Origin of the sequence: Bacillus sp. JAS24-2, from assembly GCF_008274905.1 — a bacterium.
In the GTDB taxonomy this organism is placed as follows: Bacteria; Bacillota; Bacilli; order Bacillales; family Bacillaceae_G; genus Bacillus_A; species Bacillus_A cereus.
This window is the reverse complement of sequence record NZ_CP031068.1, coordinates 5,038,323-5,059,689: the sequence shown is the minus strand read 5'-3', so window position 1 is coordinate 5,059,689 and position 21,367 is coordinate 5,038,323. Positions and strand designations below refer to the sequence as shown.

Below are 21,367 nucleotides of genomic sequence, written 5' to 3'. Positions count from 1 at the left end.
TAGGGTAGCATAACAAAATAGGAAACGGTAAAATAAGAAAGAATAGGAAGGAATTTGCCAAAGAATAGCGAAAATAAATCGTTAAGATATAAGAAGCTTTAAATCTTGTACTTACACAGAAAGGTTGGGAATTATGGAAGGTAAAATTTTAATCGTTGATGATCAATATGGGATTCGTGTGCTATTACATGAAGTGTTCCAAAAAGAAGGTTATCAGACATTCCAAGCAGCAAATGGATTTCAAGCTTTAGATATCGTGAAAAAAGATAATCCAGATTTAGTAGTGTTAGATATGAAAATTCCAGGCATGGATGGTATAGAGATTTTAAAGCATGTAAAAGAAATTGATGAGAGTATTAAAGTAATTTTAATGACTGCTTATGGAGAGCTTGATATGATCCAAGAAGCAAAAGATTTAGGTGCTTTAATGCATTTTGCTAAACCATTTGATATTGATGAAATTCGTCAAGCTGTGAGAAATGAGCTCGCTGTAGAGGCGTAAAAATGAATTTTTTATAAAAAATATGGAAAAAAGCGTTTACATGGACTATTGTGCAGGTGAATACGGTTGAGTTTTTGAGTACAAGTTGTTATCCTATTGAGTGTAGAAAAAAGTCCGGTATGTAGATATACATATTTTACCTTATTCTGGTCATACTACCAGCGATAAGAACTTATCGGATACAAAAAACGTTTTTTAGGAGGATTCACCATGCCTTTAGTTTCTATGAAAGAAATGCTAAACAAAGCACTAGAAGGAAAATACGCAGTTGGTCAATTCAACATGAACAACTTAGAGTGGACTCAAGCTATCTTAGCTGCTGCGGAAGAAGAAAAATCTCCTGTAATCCTAGGTGTATCTGAGGGTGCAGCTCGTCATATGACTGGTTTCAAAACAGTTGTAGCTATGGTTAAAGCTTTAATCGAAGAAATGAACATCACTGTTCCTGTAGCGATTCACCTTGATCATGGTTCAAGCTTCGAAAAATGTAAAGAAGCAATCGATGCAGGTTTCACATCTGTAATGATCGACGCTTCTCACCACCCATTCGAAGAAAACGTTGAAACTACTAAACAAGTAGTAGAATACGCACACGCTCGTAACGTATCTGTTGAAGCTGAGCTTGGAACAGTTGGCGGACAAGAAGACGACGTAATCGCTGAAGGCGTAATTTACGCTGACCCAGCAGAGTGTAAGCACCTTGTTGAAGCAACAGGTATCGATTGCCTAGCTCCAGCTTTAGGTTCTGTACACGGTCCTTACAAAGGTGAGCCTAACTTAGGATTCGCTGAAATGGAACAAGTTCGTGACTTCACTGGCGTACCTTTAGTATTACATGGTGGTACTGGTATCCCAACTGCTGATATCGAAAAAGCTATCTCTTTAGGTACTTCAAAAATCAACGTAAACACTGAGAACCAAATCGAGTTTACAAAAGCTGTTCGTGAAGTATTAAACAAAGACCAAGAAGTTTACGATCCTCGTAAATTTATCGGACCTGGCCGCGACGCTATCAAAGCAACTGTTATTGGTAAAATTCGCGAATTCGGTTCTAACGGTAAAGCGTAAGAATAAAATTCCGTTTTGGAAACCGTCTAGTCTTTTAGACGGTTTCCTTTCGTTGTATAATGAAAGCGTGAACAAGTCTAAAGATTTTATCATTTTTGGTTTTTAAATAGAAAATAATGTGCATAGTCCTATTAATAAATGTGATAACGTATCTAAATTGATAAAGTACATTCGATGAATAGTTGATCTTTATCTATTCGTGCTACAGGAGAAATGAAGATAATGGTTTCCTATTTATTGAGTTTTGGGATGGAAAGAGTAATTGAGATTCTTAAGGGGAGCTTTCTATAAAAAGATAGAAAGTAAATACATTCACAAGAAGGGAGCTCAATATGGAAAAATTGCTAATTGAAGGCGGAAGAGCTTTAAATGGAACAATTCGAGTAAGTGGTGCAAAGAACAGTGCCGTTGCATTAATTCCAGCGACAATTTTAGCAGATACTCCAGTAACTATTGGTGGTGTCCCTAATATTTCGGATGTGAAAATGTTAGGAGACTTACTAGAGGAAATTGGAGGGAAAGTAACTTATGGACAGGAGGAGGAGATGGTAGTCGATCCTTCTAACATGGTTGCAATGCCTTTGCCAAATGGAAAAGTGAAAAAATTGCGCGCTTCTTATTATTTAATGGGTGCAATGCTTGGCCGTTTTAAAAAAGCTGTTATTGGGCTTCCGGGTGGATGTCATTTAGGACCGAGGCCGATTGATCAGCATATTAAAGGGTTTGAAGCGCTAGGTGCACATGTTACGAATGAACAAGGTGCCATCTATTTAAGAGCAGATGAGCTACGCGGGGCACGTATTTATTTAGATGTTGTTAGTGTAGGAGCTACGATTAATATTATGCTAGCAGCTGTACGAGCAAAAGGTAGAACTGTTATTGAAAATGCAGCGAAAGAGCCCGAGATTATTGATGTAGCTACATTGTTAACAAGCATGGGAGCACGTATTAAAGGTGCTGGTACAGATGTAATCCGAATAGATGGTGTGGACTCTTTACATGGTTGTCACCATACTATCATCCCAGATCGTATTGAAGCTGGTACGTATATGATTCTAGGAGCTGCATCAGGAGGAGAAGTAACGGTTGATAACGTTATTCCTCAGCATTTAGAATCAGTTACTGCAAAGCTAAGAGAAGCTGGTGTTCAAGTTGAAACGAACGATGATCAAATTACGGTGAACGGTAATAGAAAGTTAAAAGTAGTTGATATCAAAACGCTTGTATATCCAGGTTTTCCAACGGATTTACAACAGCCGTTTACGACGCTTTTAACAAAGGCGCACGGGACGGGAGTTGTAACAGATACAATTTACGGTGCCCGTTTCAAACACATTGATGAATTACGTCGTATGAATGCTCAAATTAAAGTAGAGGGTCGTTCGGCAATTGTAACTGGTCCTGTATTATTGCAAGGTGCAAAAGTGAAGGCGAGTGATTTACGAGCAGGAGCGGCACTTGTTATTGCAGGATTAATGGCAGATGGAATTACAGAAGTAACAGGACTTGAGCATATTGATCGAGGTTATGAGAATATAGTGGACAAGCTTAAAGGGCTTGGAGCAAACATTTGGCGAGAACAAATGACAAAGCAAGAAATTGAAGAAATGAAGAACGCATAAGTGATACTTCCGCAAGGGGGAAGCGAAGCATCACTACTTGCGGAAGTATCACTTTATAGAAAAACACGGTTCACAAAATACGGCAGAAATATAAAGACTTAAAGGAGAGGGATTATCGTGGAGAGAAGTTTATCTATGGAGTTAGTACGTGTAACAGAGGCTGCAGCTTTATCATCAGCGCGTTGGATGGGGCGCGGGAAAAAGGATGAGGCAGACGGTGCAGCAACATCAGCTATGCGTGATGTATTTGATACAATTCCGATGAAAGGTACAGTTGTAATTGGTGAAGGTGAGATGGATGAAGCACCAATGCTATATATCGGAGAGAAATTAGGTACAGGATATGGACCACGTGTAGACGTTGCGGTTGATCCTTTAGAAGGGACAAACATCGTAGCAGCTGGTGGCTGGAATGCTCTTGCTGTTATTGCAATTGCAGACCACGGTAATTTGTTACATGCCCCTGACATGTACATGGATAAAATCGCGGTTGGCCCAGAAGCAGTTGGGGCGGTCGACATTGATGCGCCTATTATTGATAACTTACGTGCAGTTGCGAAAGCGAAAAATAAAGATATTGAAGATGTTGTAGCGACAGTTTTAAATCGTCCACGTCATCAAGAAATTATCGAAGAAATTCGTAAAGCTGGTGCGCGCATTAAATTGATTAATGATGGAGATGTAGCTGGAGCGATTAATACAGCGTTTGATCGTACAGGTGTAGATATTTTATTTGGATCTGGTGGAGCACCTGAAGGTGTATTAGCAGCAGTTGCTTTAAAATGTTTAGGTGGAGAAATTCACGGAAAACTATTGCCACAAAACGAAGCTGAATTAGCACGTTGTAAAAAAATGGGCATAGAAGACATTAATCGTATCCTTCGCATGGAGGACTTAGTAAAAGGTGACGATGCAATCTTTGCAGCAACAGGCGTAACAGATGGAGAACTATTACGCGGTGTTCAATTTAAAGGTAGCGTAGGAACAACGCAATCCCTTGTTATGCGCGCAAAATCAGGCACAGTTCGCTTCGTGGATGGACGTCATAGCTTGAATAAAAAACCAAACTTGGTTATTAAATAAAAAGCGTAAGCAGCTCGTTCAGAATGGGAGGGGGATGGAGCTTCTGACGTAGAGGCGCTTTTTGCCTCGTAGGAAGAAGTGAAGCCACCGACCATTCTAGCTGCTGAAGCTGGATTAAGTAAAAAGCGGAGGTGGCTTGCTCAGAAGGGGAAGGCATTGGAACTCCTGACGAAGAGGCGTTTTGTGCCTCGCAGGAAGGGGGGAAATGACTGACCCTTCTAGACACCGGAGCTGGATTAAATAAAAAGTGCAAGCGGCTCGCTCAGAAAGGTTAAAATGGTCGACTTTTCTAACTATCGGAGCTGGAACTAAATTAAATAAGAAGCGAAGACAAATTTTCTTGTCTTCGCTTCTTGTATTTGTGTTCCAACGTATTGATTAAAACTAGATAAAAGGGTTACAATAGTGAATATTACCCTACTTGAACTTATTGCCTTTCATTATTAATTATTTGCCTTCCGTATTTTTTCCCTTTACCCATGAAAAAAGAGAATAACGTTAAAGTGTGGTGTCTGAATGAATTTGTCAATTGCAGCATTAGAAAACATGAAATTAAAAGAGTTATACGAGCTTGCGAAAGAATTTAAGATTTCGTATTATAGCAAATTAACGAAAAAAGAGTTAATTTTTTCTATTTTGAAAGCTCGAGCAGAAAAAGAAGGTTTCTTTTTCATGGAAGGCGTATTAGAAATTATTCAATCAGAAGGATTTGGATTCCTACGTCCTATCAACTATTCTCCAAGCTCAGAAGATATTTATATCTCAGCTTCGCAAATTCGTCGTTTCGATTTACGTAATGGAGATAAGGTTTCTGGTAAAGTACGACCTCCGAAAGAAAATGAACGCTATTTTGGGTTATTACAAGTTGAAGCTGTAAACGGAGATGATCCAGATTCAGCAAAAGAGCGTGTGCATTTCCCTGCATTAACACCATTATACCCAGATCGCCAAATGAAATTGGAAACGGAACCTAAAAAGTTACCGACACGCATCATGGATTTAATCGCACCAGTTGGATTTGGACAACGTGGTTTAATTGTTGCGCCTCCAAAGGCTGGTAAAACAAGTCTATTAAAAGAAATCGCGCATAGTGTTACAACAAATCATCCGGAAGCAGAATTAATTGTACTTTTAATTGATGAGCGTCCAGAGGAAGTAACAGACATTGAACGTTCTGTTAAAGGAGATGTTGTAAGTTCTACTTTTGATGAAGTGCCAGAAAATCATATTAAAGTAGCTGAGCTTGTGTTAGAACGTGCGATGCGTCTTGTAGAGCACAAGAAAGATGTTATCATTTTAATGGATAGTATTACCCGTTTAGCTCGAGCTTACAACCTCGTTATTCCACCAAGTGGTAGAACATTATCAGGTGGTATCGATCCAGCTGCCTTCCATAGACCGAAGCGTTTCTTTGGAGCTGCGCGTAATATTGAAGAAGGCGGTAGCTTAACAATTTTAGCAACAGCCCTTGTTGATACAGGATCACGTATGGACGATGTTATTTACGAGGAATTTAAAGGAACTGGAAATATGGAACTTCACTTAGATCGTTCATTAGCTGAACGTCGTATCTTCCCGGCGATCGATATTCGTCGTTCTGGTACACGTAAAGAAGATCTATTAATTCCAAAAGAACATTTAGACAAGTTATGGGGCATTCGTAAAACAATGCGTGATACACCAGACTTCGTTGAAAGTTTCTTACGTAAGCTTCGTCAAACGAAGACAAATGAAGAGTTTTTACAAAACATTGTTGCAGACTCAAAAAGGTATGTAACAACTAAGTAAAGGGAAAAAATCAGGACTCGCTTATTTTATAGTAAGCGAGTTTTTTATGCTGTTTAGGTGATATTAAAGAGAGAAATAAGTGAGAGAACCTTAGCCAGTCAGAGCTAAACGAGCCGTCTCCACTTTAAGATAATATCCAGTTCCGGTGGCTAGCTCTTCGCATCTAAGAACCTTCCGCCCAAAAGGTAAAAAGCACCTTTAGGGCGAAAGAACCTTAGCTGGTCAGAGCTGAGCGAGCCACCTCCACTTTCAATTTAATATCCAGCTCCAGCGGCTAGAATGGTCGGTGGCTTCGCGTCTTCCTACGAGGCAAAAAGCGCCTCTACGTCAGAAGCTCCATCCCCCTCCCATTCTGAACGAGCCGCTTGCGCTTTTAAAATTAAAAAGACAAAAACAGGTAGTTGCAAAATGAAGTTAGCCTTGTTATAATTTCATCATATGTGTTTCATCAATATAGTTGTGTATGCAGCTGAAGATGAAAAACTCTGTTTCGAAAATGATTCAGGGCGGAAGGAGATGAAAAGAATGAAAGCAGGAATTCACCCAGATTACAAGAAAGTTGTATTCATGGACACAAACACAGGCTTCAAATTCTTAAGCGGATCTACTAAAGGATCTAACGAAACTGTTGAGTGGGAAGATGGTAACACTTATCCATTACTAAAAGTTGAGATCAGTTCTGATTCTCACCCATTCTACACTGGACGTCAGAAGTTTGCTACTGCAGACGGACGCGTTGACCGCTTCAATAAGAAATACGGTCTTAAGTAATAAAAACATAAAACAGGCAAGTGTATGTATTCGCTTGTCTGTTTTTTTTGCGAAAATATTATACCTTTACCCTACTTTTAACTGAAAAGTAGATGAAAGGAGAGCTTCATGTACTTAATAAATCAAAATGGCTGGATTGAAGTGATTTGCGGTAGTATGTTTTCTGGCAAGTCAGAAGAGCTAATCCGCCGTGTGCGCCGTACGCAATTTGCAAAACAACATGCAATTGTATTTAAACCATGTATTGATAATCGATATAGTGAAGAAGATGTAGTATCACATAACGGATTAAAGGTAAAAGCAGTTCCTGTTTCGGCTTCAAAGGATATATTTGAACATATTACAGAAGAGCTGGATGTTATTGCAATCGATGAGGTGCAATTTTTTGATGGGGACATTGTGGAAGTGGTGCAAGTATTGGCAAATCGTGGCTATCGTGTCATTGTAGCTGGTTTAGACCAAGATTTCCGTGGTCTACCATTTGGACAAGTTCCTCAGCTGATGGCGATTGCTGAACATGTGACAAAACTACAAGCAGTATGTTCTGTATGTGGATCTCCAGCAAGTCGTACACAACGATTAATTGATGGAGAACCAGCGGCATTTGATGATCCAATTATTTTAGTTGGAGCTTCAGAATCGTATGAACCGCGTTGTCGTCATTGTCATGCAGTACCTGCAAACAAAGATAAGTAAAACTCGCTGCGCAAGGCGGGTTTTTTTCAAAATAGAGAGAATGAGCGGTGTGAGCCGCTTACGCTTTTAAATATATCTAGTTCTGGTGGCTAGCTCTTTGCATCTAAGAACCTTCCGTCCCAAAAGGTAAAAAGCACCTTTAGGTCGAAAGAACCTTAGCTGGTCAGAGCTGAAAGAGCCACCGCCACTTTTAAATATAATTTGCGTTTTTTTGAGTAAGTACCATATACTATTTGTATTAGATACTAGGATGTAGAGGTGAATGATGTGTTAGATCGTTTGCAAGCTGTAGAAAATCGTTATGAGAAGTTAAATGAATTGTTAAGTGATCCAGCGATTATTAGTGATTCAAATAAGCTTCGTGAATATTCAAAGGAACAGTCTGATATACAGGAAACGGTAGAGGTGTATCGTGAGTATAAGGATGTTCGTGAGCAATTAAAAGATGCGAAAGCAATGTTAGAAGATAAGTTAGACGCAGAAATGCGTGAAATGGTAAAAGAAGAAGTTTCTGAGTTAGAATCACAAGATAAAACATTATCAGAGCGTCTGAAAATTTTACTTGTTCCAAAAGACCCTAATGATGATAAGAACGTTATCGTTGAGGTTCGTGGAGCTGCTGGTGGAGACGAGGCAGCTTTATTTGCTGGTGACTTATACCGTATGTATAGCCGTTACGCTGAGGTACAGGGCTGGAAAACGGAGATTATTGAGGCTAGCTATACAGAGTTAGGTGGATATAAAGAGATTATCTTTATGATTAATGGTAAAGGTGCTTTCGCGAAGCTGAAATTCGAGAATGGTGCTCACCGTGTACAACGTGTTCCTGAAACGGAATCTGGTGGACGTATTCATACATCTACAGCAACTGTAGCTGTATTACCAGAGGCAGAAGAAGTAGAAATTGATATTCATGAGAAAGATGTTCGTGTTGATACATTCGCTTCTAGTGGACCTGGTGGACAGAGCGTTAATACAACGATGTCAGCGGTGCGTTTAACGCATTTACCGACTGGTGTAGTTGTATCTTGTCAGGATGAGAAATCACAGATCAAGAATAAAGAAAAAGCGATGAAAGTATTACGCGCACGTGTTTATGATAAGTTTAGACAAGAAGCGCAAGCTGAGTATGATCAAAACCGTAAACAAGCTGTTGGTACGGGAGATCGTTCAGAGCGTATTCGTACGTATAACTTCCCGCAAAACCGTGTTACAGACCATCGAATCGGTTTAACGATTCAAAAGCTAGATCAAATCTTACAAGGTAAGTTAGATGATTTCATCAATGCCTTAGTGATGGAAGATCAGGCTCAAAAGATGGAGGCAGCTGAGTAATGCGTGTCTATGAAGCCCTGAAATGGGCTTCTTCTTTTTTACAGGAAAATGGACGAGATGAAAATGCGGGAGAAATTGTCCTTTGTCATGTATTAAAGGTGAACAGAACAGGATTACTTATGAATATGCGTGAAGAAATAACTGAGGATCAAGAGAAAAGCTTTACGGAGTTTATCCACAAGCATGTAGAAGGTATTCCTATTCAATATATGATTGGTTATGAAATGTTTTATGGACGGTCTTTCTTTGTGAATGAAGAAGTATTAATACCAAGACCGGAAACAGAAGAGCTTATAGTGGGAGTATTAGAAAGAATCGAGCGCCATTTTGGTGATGAGAAACTACATGTAGCAGATATAGGTACAGGTAGTGGAGCGATTTCTATTACGCTTGCTTTAGAAAATGAAAATCTTCATGTTTATACAGTAGATATTGCACAAGAGTCGATTGAAGTTGCAAAAGAAAATGCAAAAGCTTTAGGTGCAGAAGTAACGTTCTATCACGGTGATTTATTGTCACCATTTCATAAAACGGGTCAAAAGCTAGATGTTGTTGTTTCAAATCCTCCATATATACCGGAAGAGGATTGGCGTGGTCTTTCTCCTGTTGTGAAAGAGCATGAGCCGAAGAGAGCACTTGTTGGTGGTGAAGACGGATTAGATTTCTATCGCCGTTTTATGGAAGAATTGCCGAATGTGTTGCAGAAGAAAGCGATTGTGGCGTTTGAAATTGGAGTAGGACAAGGTGAGGATGTAAAAAGATTGTTACAACAAGCTTTTCCACATGCTCATGTTGAGGTTGTTTTCGATATTAACGGAAAAGATCGTATGGTATTTGCAGAGATGGAGTAAGGTTCACACCTTACTCTATTTTTTTGTGGAAAAATTCATATAGATTTTGAATTTAATAGTTTAGAAAGATGAAAGTCTGTCCACACTGTTTGTAGAAGGGACGGTGGAGGAAATGAAAAAACAAGTTATTGCTTATCTTCTTATACTATTAATTGGTGCACAGTTACTTGTGCAGTTTGGATATATGAAAGCTGATGCGAAAGGGCCTTCAGTTATTCCGAAAGAGGCCGTTCGATTAAGAATTTTAGCAAATAGTGATTCAGATAAAGACCAGGCATTAAAGCGTAAAGTGCGTGATGAAGTAAAAGCACAAATTGATGGGTGGGTAGCGGATTTAACTTCATTTGAAGAGGCACGCAAAGTAATTCAAAGTCATATTCCAGAAATCGAGAAAACGGTGGAAAATACGTTAAAAAGAGAAGGAAGTAAAGATTCATTTCAAGTGAAATTTAGTAAGAATGTAAAGTTTCCTACAAAGGTATACGGGAATTTTATTTATCCAGCAGGAGAATATGAAGCAGTATTAATCACAATTGGAGAAGGTGAAGGGGCGAACTGGTGGTGTGTATTATTTCCACCAATGTGTTTCTTAGATTTTTCGAGCGGGACAGCTGTAAGAAAAGAAGAGCACGTTGTGAAGGCGGAATCTCCTGAAGAGGAGCAGGTGAAACAACTAGATGAGGAAGTAATAGATAAAGAAGAGAAGAAAGTAGATAAGGTAAAAGAAACGAAAGCTGTAAAGCAGGAAGTAGTAAAAAAAGTAACAGCTTCTGAAAAGAAAGTAGTAAAAAATGAAACAAAAGTCGAAGAGCAGCCTGTAAGTAAAGAAGAAATAAAAACTGTGGAAAAAGTGGAGAAACCTGTGGAGAAAAAACAAGAAAAGCAAAATGAGTATGTAAAAGTAGAAGAGGAAGAAGAAAAGCCAGAAGTTAAATTGTTTATTGTAGAAGCTTTTACATCTTTATTCTCTAAATAGTACTATTAATAAATCCCTCTTCATATATAAAAATGAGGAGGGATTTATTATGAAGAAAGTGTATTTTGCTACGAAAGCAGATGTGGAAAGATTACATTCTTTTTTCGGACAAGCTAATAAAAAAGATGATAAAATAAATGAGTTGTACGCACAATTTATGATTTTGGAAGAGGCGGAAGAAATACGAGCTGTAATTGGTTATGAACAAAGTGGGGAAGATGTGCTTATTCGTTCTTGTTTATTCACACCTCATGTGGATAAACAGACTTTCTTATATTTTTTTGAAATGTTTTTGCAGTATATGAAAGAAAAAAGTGTTCAACAATTGTACTTACTAACAAATCATCCACAATCTGTACCGATCTTTCAGTTTTTTGACTTTTTTACTATAGAAAAGGATGAGGTTCCAGAGGGAATTCAACAACTAGAACATTTTTGTAAAAATATAAAAGAGCAGAATGCAATAATACTAAATTGTCAGCTATTCACAAAGTTATCCACGGATTAATTAGGTTTATCCACATTTTGTGGATAAACCTTGTTTGTCTTTTGGATAAATCTCATAGTAAACTAAAAATATACAAGTATTTAAGGGTAGAAAAGGACGTGGAAAAAAATGCATACAAACATGTGGGTTGTGGATAATGTTGTGGAAAGAAAAAAATATTATCCACAGTTACAAGAAGCAGCAAAATTATTAAGAGAAAATGAGGCGGTTGCTTTCCCTACGGAAACAGTATATGGGTTAGGTGCAAATGCGATGGATGATGAAGCAATCGCGAAAATTTTCCAAGCGAAAGGAAGACCGAGTGATAATCCACTCATTGTCCATATAGGTACAAAATCTCAGTTAGATGGGATTGTGAAAGAAATTCCACCAGTTGCAGAGAAGTTAATGGCGCATTTTTGGCCAGGACCATTAACAATTATTTTGCCGAGAAAAGAAGGGATTTCAGAGAAGGTGACGGCAGGACTTAATACGGTTGGAGTAAGAATGCCTGATCATCCAATTGCACTTGCTCTTATTGAAGAGGCGAATGTACCTGTTGCGGCACCAAGTGCGAATCGTTCAGGGCGTCCAAGTCCAACATTAGCTTCTCACGTATATGAAGATTTGAATGGGAAGATTGCAGGTATTGTTGATGGTGGTGCAACTGGAGTAGGCGTTGAATCAACTGTAATTGATTGTACAAGCGCGGTTCCAACAATATTACGTCCAGGTGGGATTACGAAAGAACAATTAGAAGCGGTGATAGGTACTGTTTCTTTAGATCCAGCTTTAAAGGATGAGAAGGAAAAACCGAAATCGCCTGGAATGAAATACACACATTATGCCCCGAAAGCACCACTTAGTATTGTTGAGGGCTCACGTGAGTTTATTCAGCATCTTGTGGATGAGAAAAAGGAAGAAGGATTTAAAGTAGGCGTATTAACGACAGAAGAGTATCAGCATGTATATAGTGCAGATGTTATATTATCTTGTGGTGTTAGAAGTGACTTAGCTAGTGTTGCGACTAAATTATATGATGTACTTAGAACATTTGATGCAAGTGAAGTGGATGTTATTTTTAGTGAGTCATTCCCTAATGAAGGAATAGGGAATGCAATTATGAATCGTTTAACAAAAGCGGCAGGACATCATATTATTATTGAATGATAAGGTAAGATTAGCAAACAGAATATTTCTCCTTGGATAAGCATATTGTGAAGTAGCACGTCCAAGGAGGGGCATGAATGACGTTTGAACAGCTAATACCTTTAATAATTATGGCATTCGCCTTAGGGATGGATGCGTTCTCGGTGAGTCTTGGTATGGGGATGATACCCCTAAAGTTAAGACAAATCCTGTATATTGGTATGACGATAGGGATATTTCATATTATTATGCCGTTTATAGGAATGGTACTAGGTCGTTTTTTATCAGAGAAGTATGGAGATATCGCACATTTTGCGGGTGCTATTTTATTAATCGGACTAGGGTTTTATATCGTATATTCGAGCATTTTACAAAATGAAGAGACTAGAACAGCCCCTATTGGAATTAGTTTATTCGTATTTGCATTTGGCGTCAGTATAGATAGTTTCTCAGTAGGACTTAGTCTTGGTATTTATGGAGCACAAACAATTATTACGATTTTACTTTTTGGATTTGTTAGCATGTTATTAGCGTGGATGGGTTTATTAATTGGGAGACATGCGAAAGATATGCTCGGTACATATGGTGAGATAGTAGGTGGTATCATTTTGGTTGGGTTTGGATTATATATCCTTTTTCCTATATAATTTTATGTAGGAGGGAATTATGAACAAGCTATTGGAATGGTATGTTAAATTTTTAACCTTCTATCCTCGATGGCTAAGAAGACTTATAATTTGGGGTATTATTTTGCAAATTTCGATGTTAAGTTGGATTAAGTTAATTCGTGAATGGTGAGATAGTTCCTTTCTGTGAATATTTTGTTTGTACTATATTTATTGCGCTAAAAATTACAGATATAGAAAGGATGAGATGAATGACGAGATTGAAGCAAGTTTTTGGTATTATTATTAGTTTTTTTGTTTTTTGGTTTAGTATGCTCGGTGTACAAATGTTTGCTGAGTTTTTAGATATTGAGTCATTGAAATTTGTTGCGGGAAAGACTGAGGCGGCGCGTGCCTTTTACTCTCCGTACCCGTTTTTAATTGTTTTTCTTATTACATTGCTTTCCCTATACTTCTTCGTAATTAAGCTAGGGAAGCCGAAAAAAGAGAAAATGCCTACTTTAGAGGAAAAGAAGGAAGAATTACAATGATAAAATCCCCTGCTAAAAAGCAGGGGATTTTATATTTGAGTGATGGGAGGAATCTAGCCGCCTTGCTTTTAAATATATCCAGCTCCAGCGGCTAGAATGGTCGGTGGCTTCGCGTCTTCCTGCGAGGCAAAAAGCGCCTCTACGTCAGAAGCTCCATCCCCCTCCCATTCTGAACGAGCCGCTTCCACTTTTAGATATTATCCAGTTCCAGTGGCCAGCTCTTCGCATCTAAGAACCTCCCGCACGAAAGGTAAAAAGCACCTTTTGTGCGAGAGAACCTTAGCTGGTCAGAGCTAAACGGGCCACTTCCACTTTTAAAGATTATCCAGCTTCAGCGACTAGAATCTCCGGTCATTTCGCTCTCTCGCATGAAGCAAAAAGCGCTTCAAGGTCGAGAGCTCCAATGCCCTGCGATTCTGAACGAGCCGCTTCCGCTTTTAGATTGGCCTAACCAATTCAAATTGTTCTCCTAATTTTGCATAGTTGTGTCCTGCTAGGCGGCTTATTGGTTTGAGTCCTTCGGCGTGAATGCGCCCTTTTTCATATAGATGTTCGGCAACGTGGAAACGAACGACGCGTCCAATTAGTAGATCACAAGCTGGTGAGTCTTCCGTTCCGCCAAGTGGAATTGCACGTTCTAATACGCATTCCATTCGAATATTTGCTTCTTTTACACCTGGAACAGAGATGACTTCACTTTCGATTGGTGTTAGTTTTGCTAGTTCAATTTCACTTTCATTTGGCGGGAGGTTAGCTGCTGTTTCGTTAATTGCTGCTACATATGATTCGTCAGAAATATGTACGACAAATTCTCCTTTTTCAATTGCGTTTCGGGAAGTGTCCTTTCTTTCTCCGGCTTTTCGTTGTACAGATACTGAGATAAGTGGTGGATTAGCAGCGACAATATTGAAATAACTATATGGTGCTCCGTTTAGTACGCCTTCTTTTGTTACAGAAGTAACGAATGCGACAGGACGAGGGATGATACTTCCAGTAAGTAATTTGTAATTATCTTTTTCAGTTTGTTCATTTGGATTAATGGATAACATGCTTGTAATCCCCTTTCTAAATATGAATACTTATTGTTTGTTTACAAGATAACGATGAGAAAATCCTGCTGGAAATAATATTTTGTTTCATAAAAAGAACTTACTTCAATTGTAATGAAGTAAGTTCTTTTTTCAAGAATCTCAAATTTGAGATAAAAATTAAAGTAAAACGTATGCGCCAGGTCCGATTAAAGCTACACCAACAGCGACAGCGATTAACATTAAGTTATATTCATATCCGTTTTGTGTTACCCAGTAACCATTTTTTCCGTGAACAGTGAAGATAGCCATTAACATTGTTCCAACGATAAATAATGAACCAACTACAATGAAAATACCTGATGCAAATAAGAAACCACCTAGTAATTCAGTTGCGCCAGCCATAAATGCCATAAATACACCAGGACGTAAACCGATTGACTCCATCCAGCCACCTGTTCCTTTTAAACCGTAACCGCCGAACCAACCAAATAATTTTTGAGCGCCATGACCCATGAATGTAATTCCTATAATAAGACGAATAATAAGTAGACCGAAATCCATCATTTTTAAAAACCTCCTAAAAGTTATTAACTTACCTTACGTAAGTAATAATAAAATAGTTACTTACTTTAGTCAAGTGGATTTTGAAAAAAGTTTGAATTAAATTTTACAAATTAACAACAAAAAATAAAATGTAGTAAAGACCTCTAGACAAGTTGGGCAAAAAAAGAGAAAATATAAATAGAAGTTAACTTCTAATTGTTATTCAGACAATCAGAATTGACTGGAATTTTGTGAAGCGCTACAATAAGAGTCTATTAGTAATGACGTAATTTATTTCGAAAGCGTTTTTACAGTATAATATTCGAAGTATGAAGTCTTACATGTATCCCGAGCTTTACTAGGGATTGCCCTATAAACTTTTAGGTAAATTATAAGGAGGACTATCCTATGTTTAAAAAATTATTCGGTCTTGGTTCAAAAACAAATGAAGAAACAATCGTAGCTCCATTAACTGGAGCAGTGAAAAATATTGAAGAAGTACCAGATCCAGTATTTGCTGGACGTATGATGGGTGACGGTGTTGCAATCGATCCTACTGAAGGTGTAGTTGTATCTCCAGTTGATGGTGAAATCGTACAATTATTCCACACAAAACATGCTATCGGAATTAAAGCGAAAAACGGTACAGAAATTTTAATCCACGTTGGATTAGAAACTGTAAAAATGGAAGGCGAAGGTTTCGAAGCTCACGTTTCTGAAGGCCAAGCTGTAAAAGCTGGAGATAAATTAATCTCATTCGACTTAGAATTAATCCGTGAAAAAGCGAAAAGCACAATTACTCCAATTGTTATTACAAACACAGATGCAGCTGAGTCTATTAAGACAACTGTAGGCGTAGCAGCTACAAAAGGTTCAACAGAAGTAATGAAAGTTACAATGAAATAATTGCAATATAAGAGGAATCCGTTTCGTATGAAATGGATTCCTTATTTTTGTTGCATGTTCAGCATGTATGTTAAAATACTCTAGGCACTTGGAAATAGGGTTTCACATATATGTGGATAAGGCGCATTTTTCTTAGAAAAAATATAAGAGAAATGCGCCTTTTGTATATTCACATTTCTTTTGTTCTATTCTAATGTAAGTTATGATGAATGGTAAGAAATCGAATATAGGGGTGGGTTTGAATGAAACGAGTGTTATTTGTTTGTACTGGCAATACATGTCGTAGTCCAATGGCTGAGGCGTTGCTTCGTCATCACGGAGGAGATAAGTTTGAAGTGCAATCTGCTGGTGTTTTCGCCTATCCTGGGAGCGATGCATCGGTACATGCGAAGGAAGCTTTAGCTGAAAAAGGAATTTTAATTGATCATGCGGCGCAGCAAATAAATGAAACTTTGCTTGATTGGGCTGATATTGTCGTAACGATGACAGAAAACCATAAGCAAATTGTACTTGGGCATTATCCGAGCGTTGAAAAGAAATTAAATACGTTATATGGATTAACTGAAGGTATAGGCAAGGACATTTCAGATCCATTTGGAGGCTCGCTTTCTATTTATAAAGAAACGTTAGATGAGATGGAAAAACTTGTACAAACTTTACTGAAAAAACATTCAGTAGGTTAATGTTTCGTGTATAATACGATATTGGAGATCACTTCTTCCTATGTGAGGTAGCGAGTGTGAAATGAAGATAATTGATTGAAAATTTGGAGGGGTAAAAATGAAAGTAGTAATAGCATCTGATCATGGCGGTATGAATATCCGCAAAGAACTTGTAAGTTTATTAGAAGAGTTAAATATTGAATATATTGATTTAGGTTGTGAATGTGAAGCTGGTTCTGTTGATTACCCTGACTTTGCGTTTCCAGCAGCTGAAATGGTAGCGAATGGTGAAGTAGATCGTGGTATTTTAGTTTGTGGGACAGGCATTGGTATGTCAATCGCAGCAAACAAAGTAAATGGTATCCGTTGTGCGTTAGTTCATGATACTTTCAGCGCGAAAGCAACGAGAGAGCATAATGACACTAACATGCTAGCGATGGGCGAGCGTGTAATTGGTGCTGGTCTAGCGCGTGATATCGCGAAAATCTGGTTAACAACTGACTATGAAGGTGGTCGTCACGAAAACCGCGTAGGAAAAATTAAAACATACGAAACAAAGTAATAGATTCTAACTATCAGTAGTGTGAAATATAATTTGGTGAACCAACCTGTGAAAGGAAGAGGCGTAATGACAGAAATCGTAAAGGTAAGAGAACAGCTACAAATGTCGCTTTCTGATTTCCAAGAACAAGCTTCATTACAAAGCGGTCAAATTTTTGTAGTGGGTTGTAGCACGAGCGAAGTGCTAGGCGAAAGAATTGGAACATCAGGAACGATGGAAGTAGCAGAGGCGATTTTCTCTGAGTTAAAACAATTTCAAGAGCAAACAGGTATTGAATTAGCGTTTCAATGTTGTGAGCATTTAAACCGTGCTTTAGTAGTTGAGAGAGAAGTAGCGATAAAATATCAATTTGAAATTGTAACAGTTACGCCTGTTAGATCAGCAGGTGGTGCATTGGGGACATACGCGTATCACAATTTGAAAGATCCGGTAGTAGTTGAGTTTATTAAAGCTGATGCAGGAATGGATATTGGTGATACATTTATCGGTATGCATTTAAAGCATGTAGCTGTTCCGGTTCGTACAAGTGTGAAGGCAATTGGAAGTGCGCATGTAACGATGGCCAAAACACGTGGAAAACTAATTGGTGGAGCGCGTGCTGTCTATGCGGCAGTGGAAGAGACTATCACTTGCCGTTAAATATGAGAAATTAGGAAGTCATATAGTAACTGTTTATCATAAGATAAAAGGTATGTTGTCTGACTTTATAATAGAAGAAAGAAAAGACCGATTTTCGGTCTTTTTTTTCTTTTATGATATAGAAAGTCATGTTAGAATGTAGTTGAAAACATGAAGGTTCGAAAGAATTACAACCTGAATTTTCGTTTTTTCTGAATAAATAAGAAAAAACTGTTGGGAATCGATGTAATTCGTTCAGAAAAGGGGGATTTTGGTGGATCATTTAAAACGTCAAGATGAAAAGGTATTTGCTGCAATTGAGGCAGAACTAGGAAGACAGCGTTCAAAGATTGAGTTAATTGCTTCGGAAAACTTCGTAAGTGAAGCAGTAATGGAGGCACAAGGTTCTGTTTTAACGAATAAGTATGCTGAAGGATATCCTGGAAAACGTTACTATGGTGGCTGTGAACACGTAGACGTAGTAGAAGATATCGCACGTGATCGCGTGAAAGAAATTTTCGGCGCAGAGCACGTAAATGTTCAACCACACTCTGGTGCACAAGCGAACATGGCAGTATACTTCACGATTTTAGAGCAAGGCGATACAGTACTTGGTATGAACTTATCTCATGGTGGTCACTTAACACACGGAAGCCCTGTTAACTTCAGTGGAGTACAATATAATTTCGTAGAATATGGCGTGGATGCTGACTCTCACCGTATTAATTACGATGATGTATTAGCAAAAGCGAAAGAACATAAACCAAAATTAATCGTTGCAGGTGCAAGTGCATACCCTCGTGTTATCGATTTCAAGCGATTCCGTGAGATTGCAGATGAAGTGGGCGCTTATTTAATGGTTGATATGGCACATATCGCTGGTTTAGTAGCTGCTGGTTTACACCCAAATCCAGTACCACATGCACATTTCGTTACAACGACAACACATAAAACGTTACGTGGTCCGCGTGGTGGTATGATTTTATGTGAAGAGCAATTTGCAAAACAAATTGATAAATCAATCTTCCCTGGTATTCAAGGTGGTCCACTTATGCACGTAATCGCTGCAAAAGCTGTTGCATTTGGTGAAGCACTTCAAGATGATTTCAAAACATATGCACAAAATATCATTAACAATGCGAACCGCTTAGCTGAAGGTCTTCAAAAAGAAGGACTTACACTTGTTTCTGGCGGAACAGACAATCACTTAATCTTGATTGATGTTCGTAACTTAGAAATCACAGGTAAAGTAGCAGAGCACGTATTAGATGAAGTTGGTATTACAGTGAACAAAAATACAATTCCATTTGAAACAGCAAGCCCATTTGTAACAAGTGGTGTACGTATCGGTACAGCAGCTGTAACATCTCGTGGTTTCGGTTTAGAAGAAATGGATGAAATTGCGTCACTTATTGCTTATACATTAAAAAATCATGAAAATGAAGCTGCATTAGAAGAAGTACGTAAGCGTGTAGAAGCGTTAACTAGCAAATTCACAATGTATTCAAATCTATAATAGATTGAAGAAGACTGCCGAGACTTAATTGTTTTGGCGGTCTTTTTTGTGGACATATATTATTTTTAAAGTATGTATACAAATGATGAATAAATTTTGGCGATATAATGAAGGATACAGCTCCCATAATTGGTAAAGATACTAGATAGATTCATCGTAAAATCATGATTTTGCCAAATTTGCCCTTGAATATTAGTAGCGTTTTCTTTACAATCGTAAATAGTGTAAAAAAGCGTGCAAACGCATGAATATCATCTAAAGGAGAGATTCACATGGGAAAACTGTATGTATTTGATCACCCGTTAATTCAACATAAGATTACATATATTCGCGATAAGAATACAGGTACGAAAGATTTTCGTGAATTAGTGGACGAAGTAGCAAGCTTAATGGCTTTCGAAATTACTCGCGACCTTCCACTTAAGGACATTGAAATTGAAACACCTGTAAGCAAAGCGACAACAAAAGTGATCGCTGGTAAAAAACTTGGTTTAATTCCGATTTTACGTGCAGGTTTAGGAATGGTTGATGGAATTCTGAAATTAATTCCAGCAGCAAAAGTAGGACACGTTGGTTTATACCGTGACCCTAAAACATTGCAACCGGTAGAATACTATGTGAAACTTCCAACGGATGTAGAAGAGCGTGACTTTATCGTACTAGATCCGATGCTAGCAACAGGTGGTTCTGCGGCTGAAGCAATTAACTCTCTGAAAAAGCGCGGTGCGAAACAAATTAAATTAATGTGTATCGTTGCAGCTCCAGAAGGGGTAAAAGTAGTACAAGAAGAACATCCTGATGTTGATATTTATGTAGCAGCATTAGATGAGAAATTAAATGACCACGGATATGTAGTACCAGGTCTTGGTGATGCTGGTGACCGTTTATTCGGAACGAAGTAAGACAACTGACGAGCAGGGGAGATTCCCCAGCTCGTCTTTTTTGTTGTAAGCAAGTAGGGGAGGGGGAGAGGATAAATATACATCGTATATACAACATAAGTTGCATACACCTCACATATAATATAGAAGTCTTACGTCTGAGGAACACTATATTATGGAAGAAAAGCGTTATATCTCGAAAATATAATAGTGACAAACTTGTGAACATTTCCTTCTATTATAAAGAGAAAACTGTTAGAAATTGCATATATGTAACCAGTATTTAGAAGGGGAACGTTTTCATTTTTGGGAGGAAATGCCTAATACTCAAATTTTTAGATTTTTTACGATTTCTCGTTGACACTGTTAATACCCTATTGTATGCTAACAACGGGGATAGATGGTAGGGCTTTCAGTGACAAAATTACATCTATTCCGTGACGAAAATGTAAACTTTTTGTTTTGTATAGGATTTATGCAAAAAAATGAGTTATTATTAACACATCGTGAATGAGGGTTACATATTGGAGGGATGAATCCTTGCAAAAAAACGATCGCAGCCATATAAAAGCTTATGCTTTAATGTCAGGTATTCTTGCTCAATTAGTCGGTTCTATTCTTGTTGGAATCTTTGGTGGGCAGTGGATTGATAATAAGGTTGGAACGTTTCCGTTGTTTCTTATTATAGGGTTATTACTCGGACTAGGAACAGGGGTATACGCAATGATTCGACTCATTCGACATTACTATTCGGGAGAGCAATGATGATAGACGTACATGGACTTGTCCAAAGACAAAAGAAATATATGTACTACTTGCTTGCGCTTCTAGTGCTAGGATGGGGATTTACCTCTTACAAGGATGTATTTCTTGGACTGATTATCGGGACGATTTTCAGTTTTCTTAGTTTGCGCATCATTGCACGTAGAACAGACAAGCTGCTAGATCGCGTAACAAATGGAGAAAACGTGAAGTTTAAGGCAACAGCGGTAAGTACATATTCAAGATTCGCCACGATTGGGTTATTAATTTTATTTGCAGCCAAATATCAAGAGTTAATCGCGATGTGGGGCCTAGGTGTAGGATTGCTGACAGGATACCTTGTCATGATCATAGATTTTCTTTATTTAGAGTATAAGAGCAGGGAAGAGAGGTGAATTACTA

Annotated in this window: 26 protein-coding genes; 24 read left to right on the top strand and 2 right to left on the bottom strand. The window is 38.2% G+C overall.

The window, feature by feature from the left end; all coding sequences use genetic code 11:
• Window positions 1-133: 133 nt before the first annotated feature.
• The 15 genes from spo0F (at window position 134) to DN407_RS26280 (ending at window position 13,484) form a co-directional block, all read left to right on the top strand.
• Window positions 134-502, top strand: a complete 369-nt coding sequence (gene spo0F / locus DN407_RS26345; protein ID WP_000398594.1) for a sporulation initiation phosphotransferase Spo0F — start codon at window positions 134-136, stop codon at window positions 500-502.
• 210 nt (window positions 503-712) lie between these two features.
• Window positions 713-1,570, top strand: a complete 858-nt coding sequence (locus DN407_RS26340) for a class II fructose-bisphosphate aldolase (protein WP_001131855.1) — start codon at window positions 713-715, stop codon at window positions 1,568-1,570.
• 332 nt (window positions 1,571-1,902) lie between these two features.
• On the top strand, window positions 1,903-3,192 hold the full coding sequence (gene murA / locus DN407_RS26335; protein ID WP_000413254.1) for a UDP-N-acetylglucosamine 1-carboxyvinyltransferase: 1,290 nt from the start codon (window positions 1,903-1,905) through the stop codon (window positions 3,190-3,192).
• Window positions 3,193-3,309: 117 nt separating this feature from the next.
• Window positions 3,310-4,275: a class II fructose-bisphosphatase gene (gene glpX, locus DN407_RS26330; protein ID WP_000442340.1), complete on the top strand. Its 966-nt coding sequence runs from the start codon at window positions 3,310-3,312 to the stop codon at window positions 4,273-4,275.
• A gap of 516 nt (window positions 4,276-4,791) precedes the next feature.
• Window positions 4,792-6,063: a transcription termination factor Rho gene (gene rho, locus DN407_RS26325; RefSeq protein ID WP_001053903.1), complete on the top strand. Its 1,272-nt coding sequence runs from the start codon at window positions 4,792-4,794 to the stop codon at window positions 6,061-6,063.
• Between the two features lie 525 nt (window positions 6,064-6,588).
• Window positions 6,589-6,834, top strand: coding sequence for a type B 50S ribosomal protein L31 (locus tag DN407_RS26320; protein ID WP_000643433.1), 246 nt, complete (start codon window positions 6,589-6,591; stop codon window positions 6,832-6,834).
• Between the two features lie 108 nt (window positions 6,835-6,942).
• Window positions 6,943-7,530, top strand: a complete 588-nt coding sequence (locus tag DN407_RS26315) for a thymidine kinase (protein ID WP_000280859.1) — start codon at window positions 6,943-6,945, stop codon at window positions 7,528-7,530.
• A gap of 267 nt (window positions 7,531-7,797) precedes the next feature.
• A complete protein-coding gene (gene prfA / locus DN407_RS26310) occupies window positions 7,798-8,865 on the top strand; it encodes a peptide chain release factor 1 (RefSeq protein ID WP_000887064.1) in 1,068 nt (355 codons plus the stop codon).
• Entirely contained in the window at window positions 8,865-9,716 is an 852-nt protein-coding gene (gene prmC / locus DN407_RS26305; protein WP_001267055.1) for a peptide chain release factor N(5)-glutamine methyltransferase, read from the top strand. Before prfA ends, prmC begins: the two co-directional genes overlap by 1 nt.
• Window positions 9,717-9,828: 112 nt before the next feature.
• A complete protein-coding gene (spoIIR, locus tag DN407_RS26300; protein WP_000745063.1) occupies window positions 9,829-10,692 on the top strand; it encodes a stage II sporulation protein R in 864 nt (287 codons plus the stop codon).
• 49 nt (window positions 10,693-10,741) lie between these two features.
• Window positions 10,742-11,200, top strand: coding sequence for a GNAT family N-acetyltransferase (locus tag DN407_RS26295; protein ID WP_000758437.1), 459 nt, complete (start codon window positions 10,742-10,744; stop codon window positions 11,198-11,200).
• A 108-nt stretch (window positions 11,201-11,308) separates the two neighbouring features.
• Window positions 11,309-12,349 carry an L-threonylcarbamoyladenylate synthase gene (locus DN407_RS26290; RefSeq protein WP_016111025.1) on the top strand — a complete coding sequence of 347 codons (1,041 nt, stop codon included), beginning with the start codon at window positions 11,309-11,311 and terminating at the stop codon, window positions 12,347-12,349.
• A 77-nt stretch (window positions 12,350-12,426) separates the two neighbouring features.
• Complete coding sequence (locus DN407_RS26285; protein WP_000142463.1) at window positions 12,427-12,975, top strand: manganese efflux pump MntP; 549 nt, start codon at window positions 12,427-12,429, stop codon at window positions 12,973-12,975.
• 19 nt (window positions 12,976-12,994) lie between these two features.
• Window positions 12,995-13,126, top strand: a complete 132-nt coding sequence (locus DN407_RS32290) for a hypothetical protein (RefSeq protein WP_255446469.1) — start codon at window positions 12,995-12,997, stop codon at window positions 13,124-13,126.
• 79 nt (window positions 13,127-13,205) lie between these two features.
• The gene (locus tag DN407_RS26280; RefSeq protein ID WP_000197472.1) at window positions 13,206-13,484 is read left to right on the top strand and encodes a DUF3935 domain-containing protein; all 279 of its coding nucleotides are present in this window, start codon (window positions 13,206-13,208) and stop codon (window positions 13,482-13,484) included.
• Window positions 13,485-13,921: 437 nt separating this feature from the next.
• Here the strand turns inward: DN407_RS26280 and DN407_RS26275 are convergent, their stop codons facing one another.
• Window positions 13,922-14,533: a flavin reductase family protein gene (locus tag DN407_RS26275; protein WP_000949054.1), complete on the bottom strand. Its 612-nt coding sequence runs from the start codon at window positions 14,531-14,533 to the stop codon at window positions 13,922-13,924.
• Window positions 14,534-14,692: 159 nt separating this feature from the next.
• A complete protein-coding gene (locus tag DN407_RS26270; protein WP_000968616.1) occupies window positions 14,693-15,079 on the bottom strand; it encodes a DoxX family protein in 387 nt (128 codons plus the stop codon).
• 387 nt (window positions 15,080-15,466) lie between these two features.
• Between DN407_RS26270 and DN407_RS26265 the strand changes: the two genes are divergently transcribed.
• The 9 genes from DN407_RS26265 to DN407_RS26225 all read left to right on the top strand — a co-directional run bounded on the left by DN407_RS26265 (window position 15,467) and on the right by DN407_RS26225 (window position 21,360).
• On the top strand, window positions 15,467-15,964 hold the full coding sequence (locus DN407_RS26265) for a PTS sugar transporter subunit IIA (protein ID WP_000473665.1): 498 nt from the start codon (window positions 15,467-15,469) through the stop codon (window positions 15,962-15,964).
• A gap of 242 nt (window positions 15,965-16,206) precedes the next feature.
• Window positions 16,207-16,647: a low molecular weight protein arginine phosphatase gene (locus tag DN407_RS26260; protein ID WP_000832368.1), complete on the top strand. Its 441-nt coding sequence runs from the start codon at window positions 16,207-16,209 to the stop codon at window positions 16,645-16,647.
• A gap of 97 nt (window positions 16,648-16,744) precedes the next feature.
• Entirely contained in the window at window positions 16,745-17,188 is a 444-nt protein-coding gene (rpiB, locus tag DN407_RS26255) for a ribose 5-phosphate isomerase B (RefSeq protein ID WP_000869542.1), read from the top strand.
• A gap of 66 nt (window positions 17,189-17,254) precedes the next feature.
• A complete protein-coding gene (locus tag DN407_RS26250; RefSeq protein WP_000136375.1) occupies window positions 17,255-17,827 on the top strand; it encodes a TIGR01440 family protein in 573 nt (190 codons plus the stop codon).
• A 253-nt stretch (window positions 17,828-18,080) separates the two neighbouring features.
• The gene (glyA, locus tag DN407_RS26245) at window positions 18,081-19,322 is read left to right on the top strand and encodes a serine hydroxymethyltransferase (protein WP_149216715.1); all 1,242 of its coding nucleotides are present in this window, start codon (window positions 18,081-18,083) and stop codon (window positions 19,320-19,322) included.
• Between the two features lie 272 nt (window positions 19,323-19,594).
• Entirely contained in the window at window positions 19,595-20,224 is a 630-nt protein-coding gene (gene upp, locus DN407_RS26240) for a uracil phosphoribosyltransferase (protein ID WP_000517539.1), read from the top strand.
• 379 nt (window positions 20,225-20,603) lie between these two features.
• A complete protein-coding gene (locus tag DN407_RS26235) occupies window positions 20,604-20,717 on the top strand; it encodes a DUF4024 domain-containing protein (RefSeq protein ID WP_000232962.1) in 114 nt (37 codons plus the stop codon).
• 26 nt (window positions 20,718-20,743) lie between these two features.
• Complete coding sequence (locus DN407_RS26230) at window positions 20,744-20,968, top strand: AtpZ/AtpI family protein (protein ID WP_001171223.1); 225 nt, start codon at window positions 20,744-20,746, stop codon at window positions 20,966-20,968.
• Window positions 20,968-21,360: an ATP synthase subunit I gene (locus DN407_RS26225; protein ID WP_000567600.1), complete on the top strand. Its 393-nt coding sequence runs from the start codon at window positions 20,968-20,970 to the stop codon at window positions 21,358-21,360. Before DN407_RS26230 ends, DN407_RS26225 begins: the two co-directional genes overlap by 1 nt.
• Window positions 21,361-21,367: the final 7 nt, after the last annotated feature.

Coding starts and splice junctions, on each gene's coding strand:
- DN407_RS26285 (WP_000142463.1), top strand. CDS start 12,427: ATGACGTTTGAACAGCTAATACCTTTAATAATTATGGCATTCGCCTTA.
- DN407_RS26280 (WP_000197472.1), top strand. CDS start 13,206: ATGACGAGATTGAAGCAAGTTTTTGGTATTATTATTAGTTTTTTTGTT.
- spo0F (WP_000398594.1), top strand. CDS start 134: ATGGAAGGTAAAATTTTAATCGTTGATGATCAATATGGGATTCGTGTG.
- DN407_RS26235 (WP_000232962.1), top strand. CDS start 20,604: ATGGTAGGGCTTTCAGTGACAAAATTACATCTATTCCGTGACGAAAAT.
- DN407_RS26225 (WP_000567600.1), top strand. CDS start 20,968: ATGATAGACGTACATGGACTTGTCCAAAGACAAAAGAAATATATGTAC.
- upp (WP_000517539.1), top strand. CDS start 19,595: ATGGGAAAACTGTATGTATTTGATCACCCGTTAATTCAACATAAGATT.
- DN407_RS26320 (WP_000643433.1), top strand. CDS start 6,589: ATGAAAGCAGGAATTCACCCAGATTACAAGAAAGTTGTATTCATGGAC.
- rho (WP_001053903.1), top strand. CDS start 4,792: ATGAATTTGTCAATTGCAGCATTAGAAAACATGAAATTAAAAGAGTTA.
- spoIIR (WP_000745063.1), top strand. CDS start 9,829: ATGAAAAAACAAGTTATTGCTTATCTTCTTATACTATTAATTGGTGCA.
- DN407_RS26260 (WP_000832368.1), top strand. CDS start 16,207: ATGAAACGAGTGTTATTTGTTTGTACTGGCAATACATGTCGTAGTCCA.
- DN407_RS32290 (WP_255446469.1), top strand. CDS start 12,995: ATGAACAAGCTATTGGAATGGTATGTTAAATTTTTAACCTTCTATCCT.
- prmC (WP_001267055.1), top strand. CDS start 8,865: ATGCGTGTCTATGAAGCCCTGAAATGGGCTTCTTCTTTTTTACAGGAA.
- DN407_RS26340 (WP_001131855.1), top strand. CDS start 713: ATGCCTTTAGTTTCTATGAAAGAAATGCTAAACAAAGCACTAGAAGGA.
- rpiB (WP_000869542.1), top strand. CDS start 16,745: ATGAAAGTAGTAATAGCATCTGATCATGGCGGTATGAATATCCGCAAA.
- DN407_RS26290 (WP_016111025.1), top strand. CDS start 11,309: ATGCATACAAACATGTGGGTTGTGGATAATGTTGTGGAAAGAAAAAAA.
- DN407_RS26295 (WP_000758437.1), top strand. CDS start 10,742: ATGAAGAAAGTGTATTTTGCTACGAAAGCAGATGTGGAAAGATTACAT.
- DN407_RS26250 (WP_000136375.1), top strand. CDS start 17,255: ATGACAGAAATCGTAAAGGTAAGAGAACAGCTACAAATGTCGCTTTCT.
- DN407_RS26275 (WP_000949054.1), bottom strand. CDS start 14,533: ATGTTATCCATTAATCCAAATGAACAAACTGAAAAAGATAATTACAAA.
- DN407_RS26315 (WP_000280859.1), top strand. CDS start 6,943: ATGTACTTAATAAATCAAAATGGCTGGATTGAAGTGATTTGCGGTAGT.
- murA (WP_000413254.1), top strand. CDS start 1,903: ATGGAAAAATTGCTAATTGAAGGCGGAAGAGCTTTAAATGGAACAATT.
- DN407_RS26270 (WP_000968616.1), bottom strand. CDS start 15,079: ATGATGGATTTCGGTCTACTTATTATTCGTCTTATTATAGGAATTACA.
- DN407_RS26265 (WP_000473665.1), top strand. CDS start 15,467: ATGTTTAAAAAATTATTCGGTCTTGGTTCAAAAACAAATGAAGAAACA.